The sequence below is a fragment of the Tahibacter soli genome (assembly GCF_025717065.2).
In the GTDB taxonomy this organism is placed as follows: domain Bacteria; phylum Pseudomonadota; class Gammaproteobacteria; order Xanthomonadales; family Rhodanobacteraceae; genus Tahibacter; species Tahibacter soli.
This window is the reverse complement of the sequence record NZ_JAOVZO020000017.1, coordinates 554,684-569,217: the sequence shown is the minus strand read 5'-3', so window position 1 is coordinate 569,217 and position 14,534 is coordinate 554,684. Positions and strand designations below refer to the sequence as shown.

Annotated in this window: 14 protein-coding genes and 1 pseudogene; 5 read left to right on the top strand and 10 right to left on the bottom strand. The window is 71.2% G+C overall.

Going from position 1 to position 14,534, the window contains the following annotated elements; all coding sequences use genetic code 11:
• Positions 1-42: 42 nt before the first annotated feature.
• A complete protein-coding gene (locus OD750_RS13670) occupies positions 43-1,032 on the top strand; it encodes a patatin-like phospholipase family protein (RefSeq protein ID WP_263545792.1) in 990 nt (329 codons plus the stop codon).
• Positions 1,033-1,035: 3 nt separating this feature from the next.
• Here the strand turns inward: OD750_RS13670 and OD750_RS13665 are convergent, their stop codons facing one another.
• From OD750_RS13665 to OD750_RS13645, 5 genes and pseudogenes are all read right to left on the bottom strand, one after another.
• Complete coding sequence (locus tag OD750_RS13665; RefSeq protein WP_263545791.1) at positions 1,036-1,383, bottom strand: GFA family protein; 348 nt, start codon at positions 1,381-1,383, stop codon at positions 1,036-1,038.
• Between the two features lie 71 nt (positions 1,384-1,454).
• Complete coding sequence (locus OD750_RS13660; RefSeq protein WP_263545790.1) at positions 1,455-1,613, bottom strand: hypothetical protein; 159 nt, start codon at positions 1,611-1,613, stop codon at positions 1,455-1,457.
• 362 nt (positions 1,614-1,975) lie between these two features.
• Positions 1,976-2,158 (bottom strand): annotated as a pseudogene (locus OD750_RS27495) (hypothetical protein); the annotation flags it as partial.
• 344 nt (positions 2,159-2,502) lie between these two features.
• Complete coding sequence (locus tag OD750_RS13650) at positions 2,503-3,378, bottom strand: hypothetical protein (protein ID WP_263545788.1); 876 nt, start codon at positions 3,376-3,378, stop codon at positions 2,503-2,505.
• Positions 3,378-3,701, bottom strand: a complete 324-nt coding sequence (locus OD750_RS13645) for a hypothetical protein (protein ID WP_263545787.1) — start codon at positions 3,699-3,701, stop codon at positions 3,378-3,380. The genes OD750_RS13650 and OD750_RS13645 overlap by 1 nt, the downstream gene beginning before the upstream one ends.
• Positions 3,702-4,096: 395 nt before the next feature.
• On the opposite strand from OD750_RS13645, the gene OD750_RS13640 reads away from it, so the two are divergent.
• From OD750_RS13640 to OD750_RS13630, 3 genes are all read left to right on the top strand, one after another.
• Positions 4,097-5,389, top strand: a complete 1,293-nt coding sequence (locus OD750_RS13640; protein WP_263545786.1) for a hypothetical protein — start codon at positions 4,097-4,099, stop codon at positions 5,387-5,389.
• 83 nt (positions 5,390-5,472) lie between these two features.
• Entirely contained in the window at positions 5,473-8,583 is a 3,111-nt protein-coding gene (locus OD750_RS13635) for a CHAT domain-containing protein (protein ID WP_263545785.1), read from the top strand.
• A gap of 48 nt (positions 8,584-8,631) precedes the next feature.
• A complete protein-coding gene (locus OD750_RS13630; protein WP_263545784.1) occupies positions 8,632-9,351 on the top strand; it encodes a GAP family protein in 720 nt (239 codons plus the stop codon).
• Here the strand turns inward: OD750_RS13630 and OD750_RS13625 are convergent.
• Genes OD750_RS13625 through OD750_RS13610 form a run of 4 tightly spaced genes read right to left on the bottom strand, consistent with a single transcriptional unit; the run spans position 9,348 to position 12,072 of the window.
• The gene (locus OD750_RS13625; RefSeq protein ID WP_263545783.1) at positions 9,348-10,052 is read right to left on the bottom strand and encodes a trypsin-like serine peptidase; all 705 of its coding nucleotides are present in this window, start codon (positions 10,050-10,052) and stop codon (positions 9,348-9,350) included. The two genes, OD750_RS13630 and OD750_RS13625, sit on opposite strands and share 4 nt — an antisense overlap.
• A gap of 16 nt (positions 10,053-10,068) precedes the next feature.
• Positions 10,069-10,449 carry a hypothetical protein gene (locus OD750_RS13620; protein ID WP_263545782.1) on the bottom strand — a complete coding sequence of 127 codons (381 nt, stop codon included), beginning with the start codon at positions 10,447-10,449 and terminating at the stop codon, positions 10,069-10,071.
• A 23-nt stretch (positions 10,450-10,472) separates the two neighbouring features.
• Positions 10,473-11,198, bottom strand: a complete 726-nt coding sequence (locus OD750_RS13615) for a hypothetical protein (protein ID WP_263545781.1) — start codon at positions 11,196-11,198, stop codon at positions 10,473-10,475.
• Positions 11,176-12,072, bottom strand: coding sequence for an RNA polymerase sigma factor (locus tag OD750_RS13610; RefSeq protein ID WP_263545780.1), 897 nt, complete (start codon positions 12,070-12,072; stop codon positions 11,176-11,178). The genes OD750_RS13615 and OD750_RS13610 overlap by 23 nt, the downstream gene beginning before the upstream one ends.
• Positions 12,073-12,173: 101 nt before the next feature.
• Here OD750_RS13610 and OD750_RS13605 point away from each other — a divergent pair, with 101 nt between their 5' ends.
• A complete protein-coding gene (locus OD750_RS13605; RefSeq protein WP_272841953.1) occupies positions 12,174-12,548 on the top strand; it encodes an ArsR/SmtB family transcription factor in 375 nt (124 codons plus the stop codon).
• Positions 12,549-12,561: 13 nt separating this feature from the next.
• On the opposite strand, the gene OD750_RS13600 is transcribed toward OD750_RS13605, so the two are convergent.
• Positions 12,562-14,523, bottom strand: coding sequence for a reprolysin-like metallopeptidase (locus tag OD750_RS13600; protein WP_263545778.1), 1,962 nt, complete (start codon positions 14,521-14,523; stop codon positions 12,562-12,564).
• Positions 14,524-14,534 lie beyond the last annotated feature (11 nt).

Genomic DNA, 14,534 nt, shown 5'->3' with positions numbered 1-14,534 from the left:
CGCGGTTTGCTGCGTTGCGCAAACCTGCGCCATGATCGACGCATGGCTACGCTCGCCCGCGATCTGACATTGGCGCTCGCGCTGCAAGGCGGCGGCGCGCACGGCGCGTTCACCTGGGGCGTGCTCGACCGCCTGCTCGAAGAGCCCGCGCTGTCGATCGAAGCGATCAGCGCGACGAGCAGCGGCGCGATGAACGCGGTCGCGCTCGCGCAAGGGTGGATCGAGGACGGCCGCGACGGCGCGCGCGCGACGCTCGCCGCGCTCTGGGACGCCGTCGCGCACCAGAACGGCATGCTGCAATGGGCGTTCGCGGGGCCGGCCGGACTCGGACTGCAATCGTGGCTCGCCGGCATGTCGCGGCATTTCGCGCCGACGACGATCAATCCGCTCGGCATCAATCCGCTGCGCGCGATCGTCGCGCGGCTGTTCGACTTCGAGCGCCTGCGCCGGCAAGCGCCGTTCAAGCTGTTCGTGGCCGCCACGCGCGTACGCGACGGCGCGCTCGTATTGTTCGACAACGCGCGGCTCGACGAAGACGCGCTCATCGCCTCCACGTGCCTGCCGCAGTTGTTCGCGCCCGTGGTCATTGACGGCGAGGCCTACTGGGACGGCGGCTACGCCGGCAATCCCGCGCTCGAACCGCTCGTGTACGAATGCGCGAGCCGCGACGTGCTGTGCGTGCTGGTGCAGCCGCGCGAACACGCGCTCGTGCCGACGAGCGCGCGCGAGATCGCCGCGCGCGTGGCCGAACTCGGCTTCTCGACGACGTTCCTGCGCGAAGTGGCGATGCTGCGCCGCGCGCGGCAGAACCTCGACGGCACGATGCCGGTCGCCTGGCTCGGCCGGCGCCTGCGCGGCCTGCAGCTGCACCTGGTGGAGCCCGAGGAATCGTTCGGCGCGGGCGCGGCGCGTACGCCGCTCAATACCCACGCGGCATTCTTGCAGCGCCTGCGCGAGCTCGGGCGCGAGCGGGCGCAGGCGTGGCTGGAAGTCCGCGCCGCCGATCCCGCGCGGCGCGGCTGGTTCGGCTAAGAATCAGCGGCTGCGCCCGTCGACCTTTTGGACCGACAGCCCGGCCGGATCGATGCCCTCGACGCAGCGCAGGTTCACCGCGAACATCTTGTTGCCCTGCGGATCGGCGCCTTCGCCGAACGGCGCGCAGCCGCAGGTCGCGCAGAAATGGTGCGCGATCACTTCCTTGTTGAACCGGTACGTCGACAGGTTCTCAGCGTCGGTCTTGAGCGTGAAGTTCGCGCTCGGCACGAACGTCAGCAGGTAGCCGCGACGGCTGCACAACGAACAATTGCACTCGATCGCCTTGCCGACCTCGCCGTCGAACTCGAATGCGATCTTTCCACAATGACAGCTGCCTTGATGACTCATGCTCGACTCCGGGGTTGCGATGCGCGGCGCAGTGTTCCGCGCCGCGCGCGCGAACGCAAGGCGCGATCGCCCTAACGCCTCTGGATCTCCCAGCTGTCGGCGAAAATCACGTCGGGGTCGACGATCTGCCCGAAACGCGCGAGGCCGTCGCGACGCGTCGCGGCGACGTCGGCGAATTCGCCGCCCACGTACAGCCGCGCGCGGGCGCGGTCCGCGTACAGTGCCAGCACGTTCGCGTCGGCGCCCGGGCGCCAGTTCGCGTCGATCGCGCCGATGCCCGCCGCGTCGACGCGTGAGGCGCGCGTACGCGGCCGGCGTCGTGCCGGTGAAGCTGCCGCCCGCGTAGAGCCACGGTCCGACGAGTTCGAGCGCGCGCACGGCGGTGTTCGGCTGCGGCCTCCCGTTGAGGTCGATCGCGCCGGTCGCGGCGTCGAGCCGGCCGACGTCCCACAGGTCGTGCGCGCTGAAATCGCCGCCGACGCAGACCTTGCCGCCGCCGGCCGCGATCGCGTGCACGACGTCGGTCGGCCCGACAGTCGGCCGACCACGCCGCCACGACCGTGCCGTCGTGCGTGAGCTTGGCGATGTTGCTGCGCGCGACGTTGTTGATTTTTTCGAAACGCCCGCCGACGTAGACGAAGTCGCCTTCGACGACGATCGCGTTGATCGCGGTGGCGCCGTTGGAGCTGACCGTGACCTCGAAGTCCGGGTCGAGCGTGCCGTCGCGCTTCAGGCGCAGGATGTCGGTGCGCGCGACGCCCGTGCTGGTCTGCACGAAGTCGCCGCCGACGAGGATGCGGCTGCAGGCCTGGCGCGCGAGCGCGCGCACGTGCCCGCCGACCAGCTGGCCGGCGCTGTCAAGGCGCTTGAGGCCGACGTTCGGTTCGACATCGGGCAGTTGCGCCGATGCCGCGCCGGCGACGAGAAACAGCGGCGGCGCCGGAAGGGAGCGGGGTGTCGCGGCATCGTTCGGGCTCCTGGCAGGGCCCGCAGTCGACGCGCAATCGCGTTGAAAGACATCGGCCGATTGCGACGAAAACGGCGTTCGCGCAACGACTGATACCGCGGCGCGAGGCCGCGGTATCCTTCGGCTGCGCGGAAGCGCTCAGCGCAACACGGTCAACGCAAGGTCAGCACGTAGACACCGATGTCGCCGGTCGACTGCGTGGTCGATCCGACGTTGCAGGCGCGTATCGTCACCAGGCCCGCGGACGGCACCTTGATCGCCTGGATGAACATGTTCGGCGGCAGGTTCGCGCTGCCCTGCAGGTTGAAGATCGCGATGTCGTTCGTCTGCGCGCCCGGCACGCCGATGTCGTATTCGTTGCAGTCGTTGCCGGCAACCGTCACGGCGATCGCGCCGTTCGAGTAGCCGCCGGCGATCTTGCCGCGCGTGATGCTGTCGCTCGCGATCTGCGACGTGCCGACGGCGCCGTTCGCGATTTCCGACGTGCCGACCGCACCCGTAGCGATCTTCAACGCGGTGACCGACGCGTCGGCGAGCTTGCTGTTCGTCACGGCGCCGGCGGCGATCTTCGAGTTCGTCACCGCGCCGAAACCGATCGACGGATTCGGATACGTGCCGGCAAGATCGCCGCCGGCGGCGCCGCCGATGACGCCCGACAGCGCGTACTGCGCGACGGGTGCCGTCGCCACGGCCTGGCGCGGCGACAACGCGGTGCCTTCGACCGTCACCTGCAGGAACAGCTGCGTGCCCGCGAATGCGCCGGGAAAGCTCAGCGACACGGTGAAGAGGCCGTCGGTCACCGGATAGTCGTTCTCCACGACGGTCGCGCCGACCTGCGTGCCGCCGCTCGCCAGCGTGAAGAGCGCAAACGTCAGGTCGAAGTTGCCGTTCGCCGGTGCGCCGCTCTGCGTCAGCCGGCCCTGGTAGACGAAGTCCGGCAGCTGGGGCACCGGCTGCGCCCAGGCCGACGCGGCCACGAAGACGAGTGCGGCGGCGGCGCCGCGTAGAATTTTTCGCCACGTATTCATCAGATGCACTCCTGGAAGCCGCCGCGGAACAGCTGGTCGCCGCGCACCCGGCCGGGGCCGGCCTGGAAGCCGGCGTCGATCGCGAACGCGCCGCCGGCGATGCGGCCGCCGGCCGGTTCGCCGACCGTCGCGGCGACGGCGTAGCAGCCGCCAGCGGAGCGGATCGTGCCGCCGGCGGAAACGATCGCGTGCGCGTTCATCGAGAACTGCGCCGGCGCATCGCCCGCGGCGAGCGCGGCCAGTGCGATCAGGGGAATGGCGTGCAGCCGCACGCGCTCGCCGCGCGGCGCCGGGCCGCGCGCTTTGAAAGGTTCGCGTTGCATTCGCTCTCTCTCAAGACCGTCCACCACGACGGCTTCGAGTCAGCAAACGTAGGAGTCGGAGAAAACGAACACGCACCGCGAAGATCGCGGCGGCACGGCAGAGCTCGCAACGGGCCTTGATTGCCGGCTCGCGTCGCACACGGAACCCCTGAGCGTTCGACGTGCGCATCGCGGCGATGCGCCGCTAGCAGGTGCGGCGCGCCGTCGTATCGCCGGGCGAGGCCCGGCAATCAAGTGCCCGAACGGAACTAGCGCACAAATGCGGCGCCGCCTATCACGCGCCACGGAGCGACTGCCCGGCCCTCGTCTGCCGGACTGACAGGATCGGTCACCCGATCCCGTCCTTTCGGGGCACCGGCAGCGAAGCCGGCAAAGACCTTGCGAACGGAGTCATCATGCGACACATCGGGTTTCTGGCGATCGCCCTCGCCTGCGGCGGCGCGAACGCCGCGACGTACGTCGTCGATTCGACCGCCGACACCTGCACGCTCGCCGATCGCTGCCTGCGCCGCGCGGTCGCGCTCGCGAACGCGGATGCGGCGACCGACACGATCGTCTTCGACATCCCCGGCGATCCGGCGCAGCCCAGACGCATCGTGCTCGGCTCGGAACTGAAGATCACGCAGCCGGTCGTGATCGACGGCTATACGCAGCCCGGCTCGAGCGCGAACACGCTCGGCGAAGGCACGAACGCGCAGATTCGCATCGTGATCGACGCCGGCGGCGGCGACCGGCACGCGCTCTACGTCACGCGCGGCCCGACCGAAATTCGCGGCGTGTCGCTCGTCAACAGCGCGACGGGCTCGGGGCTCTACATCGACCGCGAGGCGGCGGAAGTGAACCTGCGCGGCAGCTTCGTCGGCGTCGAACCCGACGGCGTCACGGCAAAGCCCAATCGCTGGGGCGTGACGGTCGCCGGCGAGTTCAACGTGATCGGCGGGACGACGGCGACCGACCGCAACCTCGTTTCGGGCAATACGTGGTCGGGCGTACTCCTGTACGGCGAGCGTTCGATTCGCAACGCGGTCGTCGGCAACCTGATCGGCACCGACCGCAACGCGGCGCCGGTGCTCGGCAACGGCTGGGACGGCGTGCAGGTGACGAACGCGCGCCTGTCGCGCATCGGCGGCTATTCGCGCGCGCTGCAGAACGTCATCGCCGGCAACGGCAAGGGCGGCGTGTACCTGATCAGCAATACGCCGCCGGGCATCGAATATCTCGAAGTCGTCTCGCGGATCTACGGCAACGGCGTCAACTACGCCGCGGTCGAAAGCGACTGCTCGCTCACGAACGATCCCGGCGACGCCGACGCCGGCGCGAACGAATGCCTCAATCATCCGACGATCGAACGCGCCACGGTCGTCAACGGCGAACTCGTGATCGAAGGCGCGTTCGACAGCGCGCCGAACCGGCCCGGCCGCGTGGCACTCTACGGCAACACGCGCGCGTGCACGTCGCCGCGCGGCGGTGAAACCGGCCACTTTCTCGGCTATGCGGACATCGCGACCGACGCCGGCGGCCATGCGCCGCTCCGCTTCGTCACGAGCGAAGTCGCGCCGGGCTATTCCTCGGTGACGGCGATCGCCGGCGTCGGCCAGGAAGACCTGTTCGTCGACGCGACGTCGCGCGTCAGCCCGTGCGTAGCGGTGGCGTACGCCGACCGGATTTTCGCGAACGGATTCCAGTAACGCCGCCGCCGGCGATGTCGTGAAATGACTATTGAGACATCGCGCCGTTTACGCAGGCCCGAACGCTGGCCGACAATCGGCGCATGACCTGCCCTCGTGCGACAGCCGCTCTTCTTGCGCTGGTGCTCCTGTCCGCCGCGTCCGCCGCCGCGGCGCAGGACGGCGCTCTCGCGCTGTCGTGCGCGCGGCCCGCGCCGGCCGGCGACGTCGCCCTGCGGCTGCCGGCGACGATCGCGGTCGACGACGTCGCGCCCGGCGCACTGCTCGTCCTCGAGGAGCGCGATGTCGACATCGAACTGGCCTCCGACGCGCAAACGATCGACCTGCCGCCGGCGCGCCGCGCGTTCGAGCCGATCGCGCTGCGTCCGCCGCGCGCCGAGATCGGCGTGCGCGCGCGCGCCAAGTCGGTCGACAAGGGCGCGTTTCGCGTGCACCTGTACTGCACCGGCGATACGTCCGGCCTGCAGCTCCTGGCGCAGGCGGGCGCTAAGCTCGCCGCGTCCGAAGACGCGAGCCTTGCGCGTCCGGCGCGCGAAGCCGCGCGCGCCGAGGCGATGACGTTGCTCGATCATGCGGCGGTCTCGAGCGCCGGCCAGCCGCCGTGGTTCGCGGCGCAGACGCTGCACACGCGCGGCTTTCTGTCGCATCGGCGCGGCAACGTCGACGCGAGCTACGATGCGTATCGCGCCGCCGCTAGCGCGTGGCGCGCGATCGACGACGAAGTGCGCGCGCAGTGGGCCGACATCGGCGCCGCGCGCCAGCTGCGCCGGCGCGGCGAATTGACCGCGGCCGAAGCCGCGTTCGCGACCATCGCGGCGAACGCGCTCGATCCGACGTTGAAGCGCCAGGCCGGCAACGACCGCTGCCTGACGTTGCGCGACCTCGGCGCGACCGACGCCGCGGCGACGTGCTACCGCGACGTGGTCGCGCTGCATCACGCGGCCGGCGACACGGGCGAAGAAGCGAACTCGCTCGCCAATCTCGCCGACCTCAACCTGGAACTGGCCCGCTACGGGCGCGCGCGGCAGAACGTGGACGCCGCGATCGCGCTGGCAAGGCGCGCCGGCACCGCCCGGTTCGAACTCATCGCGTCGATCGTCGGCGCCAAGCTCTTGCGCAGCGAAGGCCGCCTCGGCGAATCGCTCGCCGCGCTGACACAGGCCCGCACGCTCGCCGAGCGCGTGGGCGATGCGAACCTCACCGCGAACGTGCTGCGCCAGCTCGGCGTCGGCGCGCTGCTGCTGGCCGACGCCGAGCGCGCGCGCACGTACCTGACGGAAGCCGCCGAACGCTATCGTGCCGGCGGTTTCCGGCCGCGCGCGGCGCTCACGCTGGTCGATCTCGGCACGCTCGAGCGTCAGGTCGGCAACGGCGACAAGGCCGAAGCCGCGATCCGCGAAGCGATCGGGCTGCTCGATCCGGCCGACAACGCGAGCATTCTCGCCGACGCGCGCGGCCTGCAGGGCGAGCTGGCCCTCGACCGCAACGACCTGGCCGCCGCGAGCGAGGCGCTCGCCGCCGCGCGCAACGCGGTGCGCAAGCAGGGCTTCTACGCGAGCATGCAGCGGCTCGACCTGATCGCCGCGCGCATCGCGCTCGCGCAGGGCGACCTCGCCGCCGCGCGCGAAGCCGGCGCGCAGGTCGCGCGACGAGCCGCGCAGGCGCGCGATCCGCTGTTCGCCATCGAAGCGGGCGAAGTGGACGCCGACGCCGCGTACGCCGCCCACGATCCGGCGCGCGCGTTGACGGCGTACCGCGACGCGATCCGGCGCATGCTGGTGGTTGCACAATTGCAAAGTTATCCGCTGCATCGCGCGCACTACGTCTCGCGTGCGCGGCGCGCGCTCGAACGCGTGCTGACGCTGTCGCTGTCCGTGCGCGGCGACGGCGAAGCGGCGCGGCGCGAGCGCTACGCGTGGGCCGAGGAACTGCGCGCTTCGGCCGCGCTCGGCGCGATGCCGGCTTCCGGCGCCGACCCGGCCGAACGGCGCGCGACGCTCGCCGCGCTCAACGACGCGGTACGGCGGCATTGGCAGATTCTCGCGCCGGAAGAACAGCAGGCAGAGCCGGTGGTCATGGCCGACCTGCTGTCGCGCGTCGAACAGGGCGTCGCGGCCGGCGCCGGCGCGAGCGACGCGGCATCGGTCGACGCGACGCGCTGGCCGCGCGACACGGCGCTGCTCGCGCTGTTCGTCGGCGACGAGAACACGTTCGCGTGGCGGCTCGATGCGCGCGGCCTCGTCGAGCGCCATACGACGAACGCGGCGCAGGCAACGGCGATCGCCGGCGAGATGGCGCGGCTCCTGCCCGAAACGTCGTCGCCGGCACAGACCATCCAGCAGCGCGCACGCGAATTGCGCGACGCGATCGATCTCGACGAGACGATCGCCGGCAACGCGCAGAACTGGTATGTCGTGCTCGACGGCGCGCTCACCGCGATGCCGCCGATTCTTCTGATCGAACGGCCGCCGGCCGACGCGGCGTGGCCGGCGATCGTCGTGCTCGGCAGCTCGCGCGAGGCCGCGCGCGCGCGCCGCGACTGCTGCCGCGCGCATCCGCTGTACGCGTTCGCCGACCCGACCCCGCCGGGCGGCGCGGCCTCCACCGTCCGTGCGAGCGGCCTTGCGCGCCTGCCCGGCAGCCGGCTCGAAGCGGCGAGCATCGCCCGGCTGTGGCGCCCGGCGCCGCAGGAAGTGCACGTCGGCGCGGCGTTCACCAAGGACCGCGCGCTCGCGGCGCTCGCGCGGCCCGGCGCCATCGTCCACTTCGCGACGCACGGCCTGACGAGCCGAGACACGCCGGGCCTTTCGGCATTGCTGATCGCTTCGGAAACCGGCGGTCGCGGGCTCGACGTACTGACCTGGCACGACATCGTCGAGCAGGGCGTGAAGGCCGATCTCGTCGTGCTCGGCGCGTGCGACGCCGCCGGCGGCGCGCGCATCGACGCGGCGGGCACGGTGGGCCTCACGCAGGCGCTGCTCGCGGCGGGCGCGCCGGACGTGATCGCGCCGCTGTGGCAGGTGGGCGACCGCGACAGCGTCGCGTTCATGGAAGCGGTTTACCGCGCGCTCGCCGACGGCGCGACGCCGGCCGCGGCCGTGGCGCGCGCGCAGCACCAGAGCGTCGGCTCGGAGCGCTACAACCATCCGGCGTTGTGGGCCGGGTTCGTCGCGTTCGCCGCGCGCGCGCAGTAGCGCGGCCGATCGCGCACAATCGCGGTTTCGGCCAATCCGGAAGACGCCATGTTCGACACCGCGATACCGGTGCTGGGGCTCGCGCTCGTCGACAGCATCAACCCGTCGGCGCTCGCCGTCGCGCTGTACTGGCTGTCGCAGCCGTCGCCGGTGCCGCGCGTGCTCGCGTACGTCGCCGGCATCGCGATCACCTACCTCGTGCTCGGCGTCGCGCTGATGCTCGGATTCGGCTCGTTCGCGCAGGCGTTCGGTCACTGGTTCGATCACCCGGTCGCGCTCGGTGCGCAGCTCGTGCTCGGCGTCGCGATGTTCGGCTACGGCGTGTTCGCGCCGAAGGCGAGCGCGTCGGACCCGCCGCCGCAAAGGCAGCCGAGCCGCGCCGGCCTCGTCGGGATGGGGCTGCTCGGCGTGACGATCACCGCCGTGGAGCTGACGACGGCATTTCCGTATTTCGGCGCGCTCGCGCTGATGACGTCGGCGCAGCTGTCGTGGCCGCAGTGGCTGCCGCTGCTGGCGGTCTACAACGCGATCTTCATCGCGCCGCCGCTCGCGCTCGTCGCGCTGCACGCACTCGCGGGACGGCGCCTGCGCGAACGCTTCGAACGCTGGCGCGCGTCGCTGCAGCGCGGCGCGCGCGAGGCGATGCTGTGGATCGTGGCGCTGGTCGGCATGGCGCTCGCGGTCGATGCGTTCGCGCGATTGAAGGCGAAGCCGTCGCCGCAGAAGGCCGCCGAAACGCGGGCGGTCTCGGTCGCGCCGCGCGGCTAGACGACGCGACTGCCGCGCATCCGCCGCACGCCGCCGGCGACCGCGCTCGCCGCCAGCGCCGCGCCGACCGCCGTGCCGGTATGCGTCGCGAGCACGCCGCCTTGCGCATCGAGCACCGGCGCGCCGGACCAGCCCGGCCCCGCTTCGACGTCGTGATCGAGCCATATCGCGTCGAAGCCGAGCACGCTGCCGTCGCGCATCGCCACCGGTTGTCCGTCGGCGCAACCGGCCAGTGCAATGGGCTCGCCGAGCTGCGGCTCACGCGACGCGAACGTCAGCGGCACGGCGACGTCGGCCGGCACGTCGCGCTCGAGTTCGATCAGCGCGCAGTCGCCTTCGCGTACGCCGAGCACGCGCCGCTCGACCGCGCGCACGCGGAACACCGACGCGGCCCGCAGCTCGAAGTACGCCGGCAGTCCGCGCTCGGCGGCGCGAAAGGTGTCGGCGGCGTAGCCGAACGCGTAGACGACATCGGGATCGCCTTGCGGCGGCAACGCGTGCGCCGCGGTCATCACGTGCCGCGGCGAAACGAGAAACGCGGTGGAGGGCGCGGACAGAAGAATGCGCGGCGCGGCATCGGCTCGCGGGCGCCACGCGGCGACGAGACACTCGCCGCCGCGCGCATGGACCTGATCGCGGGGAATGGGGATTGCGCAGGCGCGCGTCGCCGTCTGCCAACAGCGGCGCGCGTCCGCGCTCACCCCGCCCTCCGGGGTTTCACCACGGATCGCCCTCGCCGCCCTCGTCGGGGTGGCAGTGCGGTTCGCATTCGTACATCGCGCGGTAGATCAGCTTGCCTTCGCTGACGTAGAACGACATGACGCGGCCGTAGCTCTCCGAGCGGTATTCGAGCGTCGCGGCGGCGGGGTCGGTCACGCTGAGCTTGATCGGTCCGCCGTGCGCGTCGACCAGGCCGTCCGGCCCCTGCAGCACGACGACTTCCGCGGTGCTGCGGTCGGCGCTCGTGTACTGGAAGATCAGCTTGTCGCCCTTGAGCAGCAGCGCCCGGCGCGACGGCGTCGTGGTGACGCGCTCGAAGCGCCAGGCGGTCGCCGCGATGTGATCGGGCCAGCCGTCGAATTGAAGTTGTGCCGACATTTTTCTCTCTCCCCGCGTAGACGTCACCGGCGCTCCGCGCCGGCGACAAAATTCAAAGGATACGCACCGCTCGCGACCCATTCGTCGCCGCGCCGCACGTCGACGACGAGCTTCGCCGACGCGACGCCGCGCAGGCCGGCCGTCTCGATGCCGAACCCGAGATAGCCCTCGTCGTCGTTCGCGACGATCGCCTCGGCGATCGGCTGCGGCGTGCCGTCGCGCACGAGGCGCACGCGGTACGGACCTTTTTCGTTCGGCGCGGGCACCTGCAGCGCCAGACGCGACGCGTCCGGCAGCGGCACGTTTTGCGCCGGCGCCTGCGTCTCCAAACGACGCGCGCCGGTCAACGCGAACACGGCGACCGACTCGGCGACCGGTCGCGGCGCCGCGCCGAGTTCGGCGAACGACACGCGCTGTTCGGCGCGCCACCACATGAGGCTCGGCAGCAATGCGCCGGCGGCGAGGCCCGCGGCCAGCGCGAGGCCGATGCGGCGTTCGCGGCGGGGCGTCTGGGCGACGAGTGGCCGGATCAGCGCCTCGTCGGCGCTCATCGAGCGGTACGTGTCGCGCAGGCACGCTTCGGCGGCGACGTCGGCCGCGAGATCGGGCGCGTCGAACAACCGGGTTTCGAACGCGTCGACGACGTCCGGCGGCAGGGTTTCGCGCACGTACGCGGCGATCAGGCGCTGGCGCTCGGCCGGATCGGCGAGCTTGCGCTGCAACAAGTCAGCGGTCGATGTAGTCGGCATGGCCAACCTCCTTTTGGCGGCTGTCGGCGCTGCGCTCGACAAGTTCGCGAAAACGCGTGCGAGCCCGGTGCAGCACGCGGTCGAAATGGCCTGCGGTCAAACCGAGCGACGAGCAGACGTCGTTTTTTTCTTCGTCGAGCACGTAGTAGTGCCAGAGCAGCTGCCGGTCGCGTTCGATCGGCAGCTCGGCGATCAGCTTGCGCACGAACTCCTGGCGCTGCGCGAGCGAGACGGTTTCGAACGGGCTGCGTCCTTCGTCGACGAGTTCGACGTGCGAGTCGTCGTCGTCCAGATGCGCTTCGCGGTGGTCGTTGCGGCGCGATACGGACAGGACGTTGAGCGCGATGCCGCGCAGAAAGCCGCCGAGCGCGTCGGGCTTTTCGATGCGGCCGGCGCGCAGGTGGCCGATCGCGACGCGAAAGGTCTCCTGCACGACGTCCTGGGTCAGGTCAGGATTGCGCGTGCGGCGGCGCACGATCAGCGTGAGGGTCGCGGCATGGGCGAGCCACAATTCGCGCTCGGCATTGCGATCGCCCGATCGGATCCGCTCGATCAGTCGCGCGCTCGGGCTGCCGGTCGAGTCTTCGGAAAGCATGGCGCTACGCGGTCCGCGGGGGCGAGATCCCGTGGGCAGTATAGCCATCCGCGCTTGGGCGCCGCCAGCCGCCGCGAGGCGCGCGATCGCGCCGCGCAAGGCGGTTTCGGGCAGGGCGCAGACAGGTTCGCTGATCGTAGCCATGGATAGCAGGTGACGGCAGACGCGCAATTCTCTCGCCGTGAGACGCCGATGTGCCCGCCCACCTGTCGGATCGGACAGGAGGCCCGGACGCGCGACGCGGTCCCGGCGCGTATTCGCAGCGCGTTCGGAACGCATCAAATCGGCGTCGAACGTGACGGTGGCGTATTGAACGCGGGCCGCGCATTGTCTGAAATGAGCCGGCCCCATCCGTGGAACTGTTTTCAATGGAAGCGAAAATGCCCGCCGCGGACGCGCGCGGGAACGCAAGGAGCGGCAACGGCGCCCGCGTCAGAGTGGCGCAATTCGACGCCGCGCGGCTGCGCCGTGTGATGGACGACGCGAACCGGCAGTCGAATCTCGCCACGGTGCTCGCAAGCCCGCTGCGCTGCGCGACGCTGTCGCTCTTGTCGACGTACCCGGCCATGAGCGTCGGCGACATCGCGACGCTGACCGAATCCACGCTCGCGCTGACGTCGTACCACCTGCGACGGCTCGAAGCCGAAGGGCTCGTGACGATCGAGAAGTCGGGCCGCGAACATCACGTGCGACTCGACGTCGACGCGTTCGTCGGCATGCTGCGCACGTTGAACCGGCTGGCGGCGCCGGACTGACGCCGCCGGCCGGCTACTCGAAGCCGTCGGCGAAAATCGCGTCGACCGGCGGGTCGGGCGTGCCGGTCGCGGCGATCTGGAAGTTCTCGTCGGAAATGTCGAAGAACACATTCGTGGAACATTGCACGCGCACGCGCGCCCTGCCCGTGTCCGGCACGTCCGGCACGACGACGGAGGCGAGCCCGACGTTCGGCGCCTGTGTCGCGAGCACGTTCGGGAACGTCAGTCCGCCGTCGGTCGACAGCGCGATGTCGACGCTCGCGCACGAGATCGGCGCGGCGCGCGTGCCCGCAGCGTCCCAGCCCACATTGCGGGTTTCGCCGCGGCCCCACAGCACCGTCATGTCGGGCAGCGTCACCGCGAACGGCCCGGCCGTGCCGATCACGGAAAGCCCGACCTGCGCGCTCGCGCTGCGCCCGCCCGGCATGCGGTTGTCGCGCACGGTCAGGCGGAACGTGAGATCGCGCGTGGTCGTCGGCATGTCTTCGCCGGGAAGAAACGCGGCGCCGAGCACCGTCAACAGGCGCGGGAAGTAGCGCGTCGGATTCGCCGTGGCCGGCAGCGAGCGGAAGATCGGCCCGTTGCCGATGTCGCCCGCGCCGAGCGGCGACGGATCGCCGAGGTCGTACTGCTCCCAGCTGTAGGTCAGCGCGTCGCCGTCGGGATCGGTCGCGCTGCCGGTCAGCGCGAACGCGGTCAGCGCCGGTATCGCCTTGCCGACGGGCAGCCCCGACGTGTCGATCACCGGCGCGCGGTTCGCGTTCGGCTGCGACTGCGCGCAGGTACCGCCGGCGCCGTCGGCCCAGTCGGTCATCTGCTGCAGGCTTTTCGCGTGGAAATACGGATCGGTGGTCGCCTGCAGGTTTTCCGCGCCGCAGATGCCGGCGTACGCCTGGATCGTGCTGCCGCTGCCCGGCTCGTACTCGGCGCCGAAACTCTGATTGTTGCAGCCGTTGAACGTGTGCGAGCCGCCGAACTGGTGGCCGATCTCGTGCGCGACGAAGTCGATGAAGAACGGATCGCCGACCGGATGCGGCTGGCCGGTCGAGCCCTCGGCCTTGCGCCCTTCCTCGCAGGTGACGCCGAGGCCCGCGAGCCCGCCGCCGGCGGTCGTGAACACGTGGCCGATGTCGTAGGCGGCATTGCCGATCGCCTCGTCGAGGTTCGGGCCGTTCTGCCAGGTCGCGTCCTCGTCGTTCGAATACGGGTCGGTTTCCGGATCGGGATAGATCACGAGATCGTTGTTCGCCACGAGCGTCATGTGGATCGCAAGCTCGGCCTCGTACACCTCGTTGACGCGATTGATCGCCGCGACGACGGCCGCGAGGCCGCCCGGACGCGTGCCGCCGCCGGCCTCGGCGACGTACGACGAATTCGCGGCGACCGCGATGCGGTAGTTGCGCCGCATCGTGCCGGTCACCGGCCCCGGCGCGCCGGCCGCGCGCGTCGCTTCGGCGAGCGTCGAGCGGAGAGGTCCCGTCGCGCCGCAGCGGAACGGCCCGCGCGCGGGCATCGCATCGCCGCGGAACACGGCGTACCGCGCGGCGTCGCCGGCCTGCGGCACGACGACCCAGCGGCCGTCGGCGTCGAACACCATCGCGGAAAAACCGAGCGGCGAGACGTCGACGCGCGCACGGCGGCCGTTCGCGTCGGCGCCGGCGAGGCTGACGATGTCGGGGTACTTGCGCGCGAGCGGGGCCGGCATCGTGCCCGAATCGGCCAGTACGAACGTCGATTCGCCGCCCTCGGGCAGCGGCAAGGCGAGGTCGATCGCCGCGCCGTTCGCGCGCGCCGCGGCGAGTTGCGCACGCACGGCGGCGAGGTCGAGTGCGACGGCACGGTAGCGCGACGGCTGCGGGCCGCCGGCCGGCAGCGGTGCCGACGGCGCGTCGGTCCACGGGTTCGCGGCCTGCGCGGCAACGGCCGGCGCAAGCCATAGCGCGGCCGTCAGCATGGTCGATGCGAGCGTGTGCATATCTCCCCCGA

Coding starts and splice junctions, on each gene's coding strand:
- OD750_RS13670 (WP_263545792.1), top strand. CDS start 43: ATGGCTACGCTCGCCCGCGATCTGACATTGGCGCTCGCGCTGCAAGGC.
- OD750_RS13665 (WP_263545791.1), bottom strand. CDS start 1,383: ATGAGTCATCAAGGCAGCTGTCATTGTGGAAAGATCGCATTCGAGTTC.
- OD750_RS13650 (WP_263545788.1), bottom strand. CDS start 3,378: ATGAATACGTGGCGAAAAATTCTACGCGGCGCCGCCGCCGCACTCGTC.
- OD750_RS13645 (WP_263545787.1), bottom strand. CDS start 3,701: ATGCAACGCGAACCTTTCAAAGCGCGCGGCCCGGCGCCGCGCGGCGAG.
- OD750_RS13640 (WP_263545786.1), top strand. CDS start 4,097: ATGCGACACATCGGGTTTCTGGCGATCGCCCTCGCCTGCGGCGGCGCG.
- OD750_RS13635 (WP_263545785.1), top strand. CDS start 5,473: ATGACCTGCCCTCGTGCGACAGCCGCTCTTCTTGCGCTGGTGCTCCTG.
- OD750_RS13630 (WP_263545784.1), top strand. CDS start 8,632: ATGTTCGACACCGCGATACCGGTGCTGGGGCTCGCGCTCGTCGACAGC.
- OD750_RS13620 (WP_263545782.1), bottom strand. CDS start 10,449: ATGTCGGCACAACTTCAATTCGACGGCTGGCCCGATCACATCGCGGCG.
- OD750_RS13615 (WP_263545781.1), bottom strand. CDS start 11,198: ATGCCGACTACATCGACCGCTGACTTGTTGCAGCGCAAGCTCGCCGAT.
- OD750_RS13610 (WP_263545780.1), bottom strand. CDS start 12,072: ATGCGTTCCGAACGCGCTGCGAATACGCGCCGGGACCGCGTCGCGCGT.
- OD750_RS13605 (WP_272841953.1), top strand. CDS start 12,174: ATGCCCGCCGCGGACGCGCGCGGGAACGCAAGGAGCGGCAACGGCGCC.
- OD750_RS13600 (WP_263545778.1), bottom strand. CDS start 14,523: ATGCACACGCTCGCATCGACCATGCTGACGGCCGCGCTATGGCTTGCG.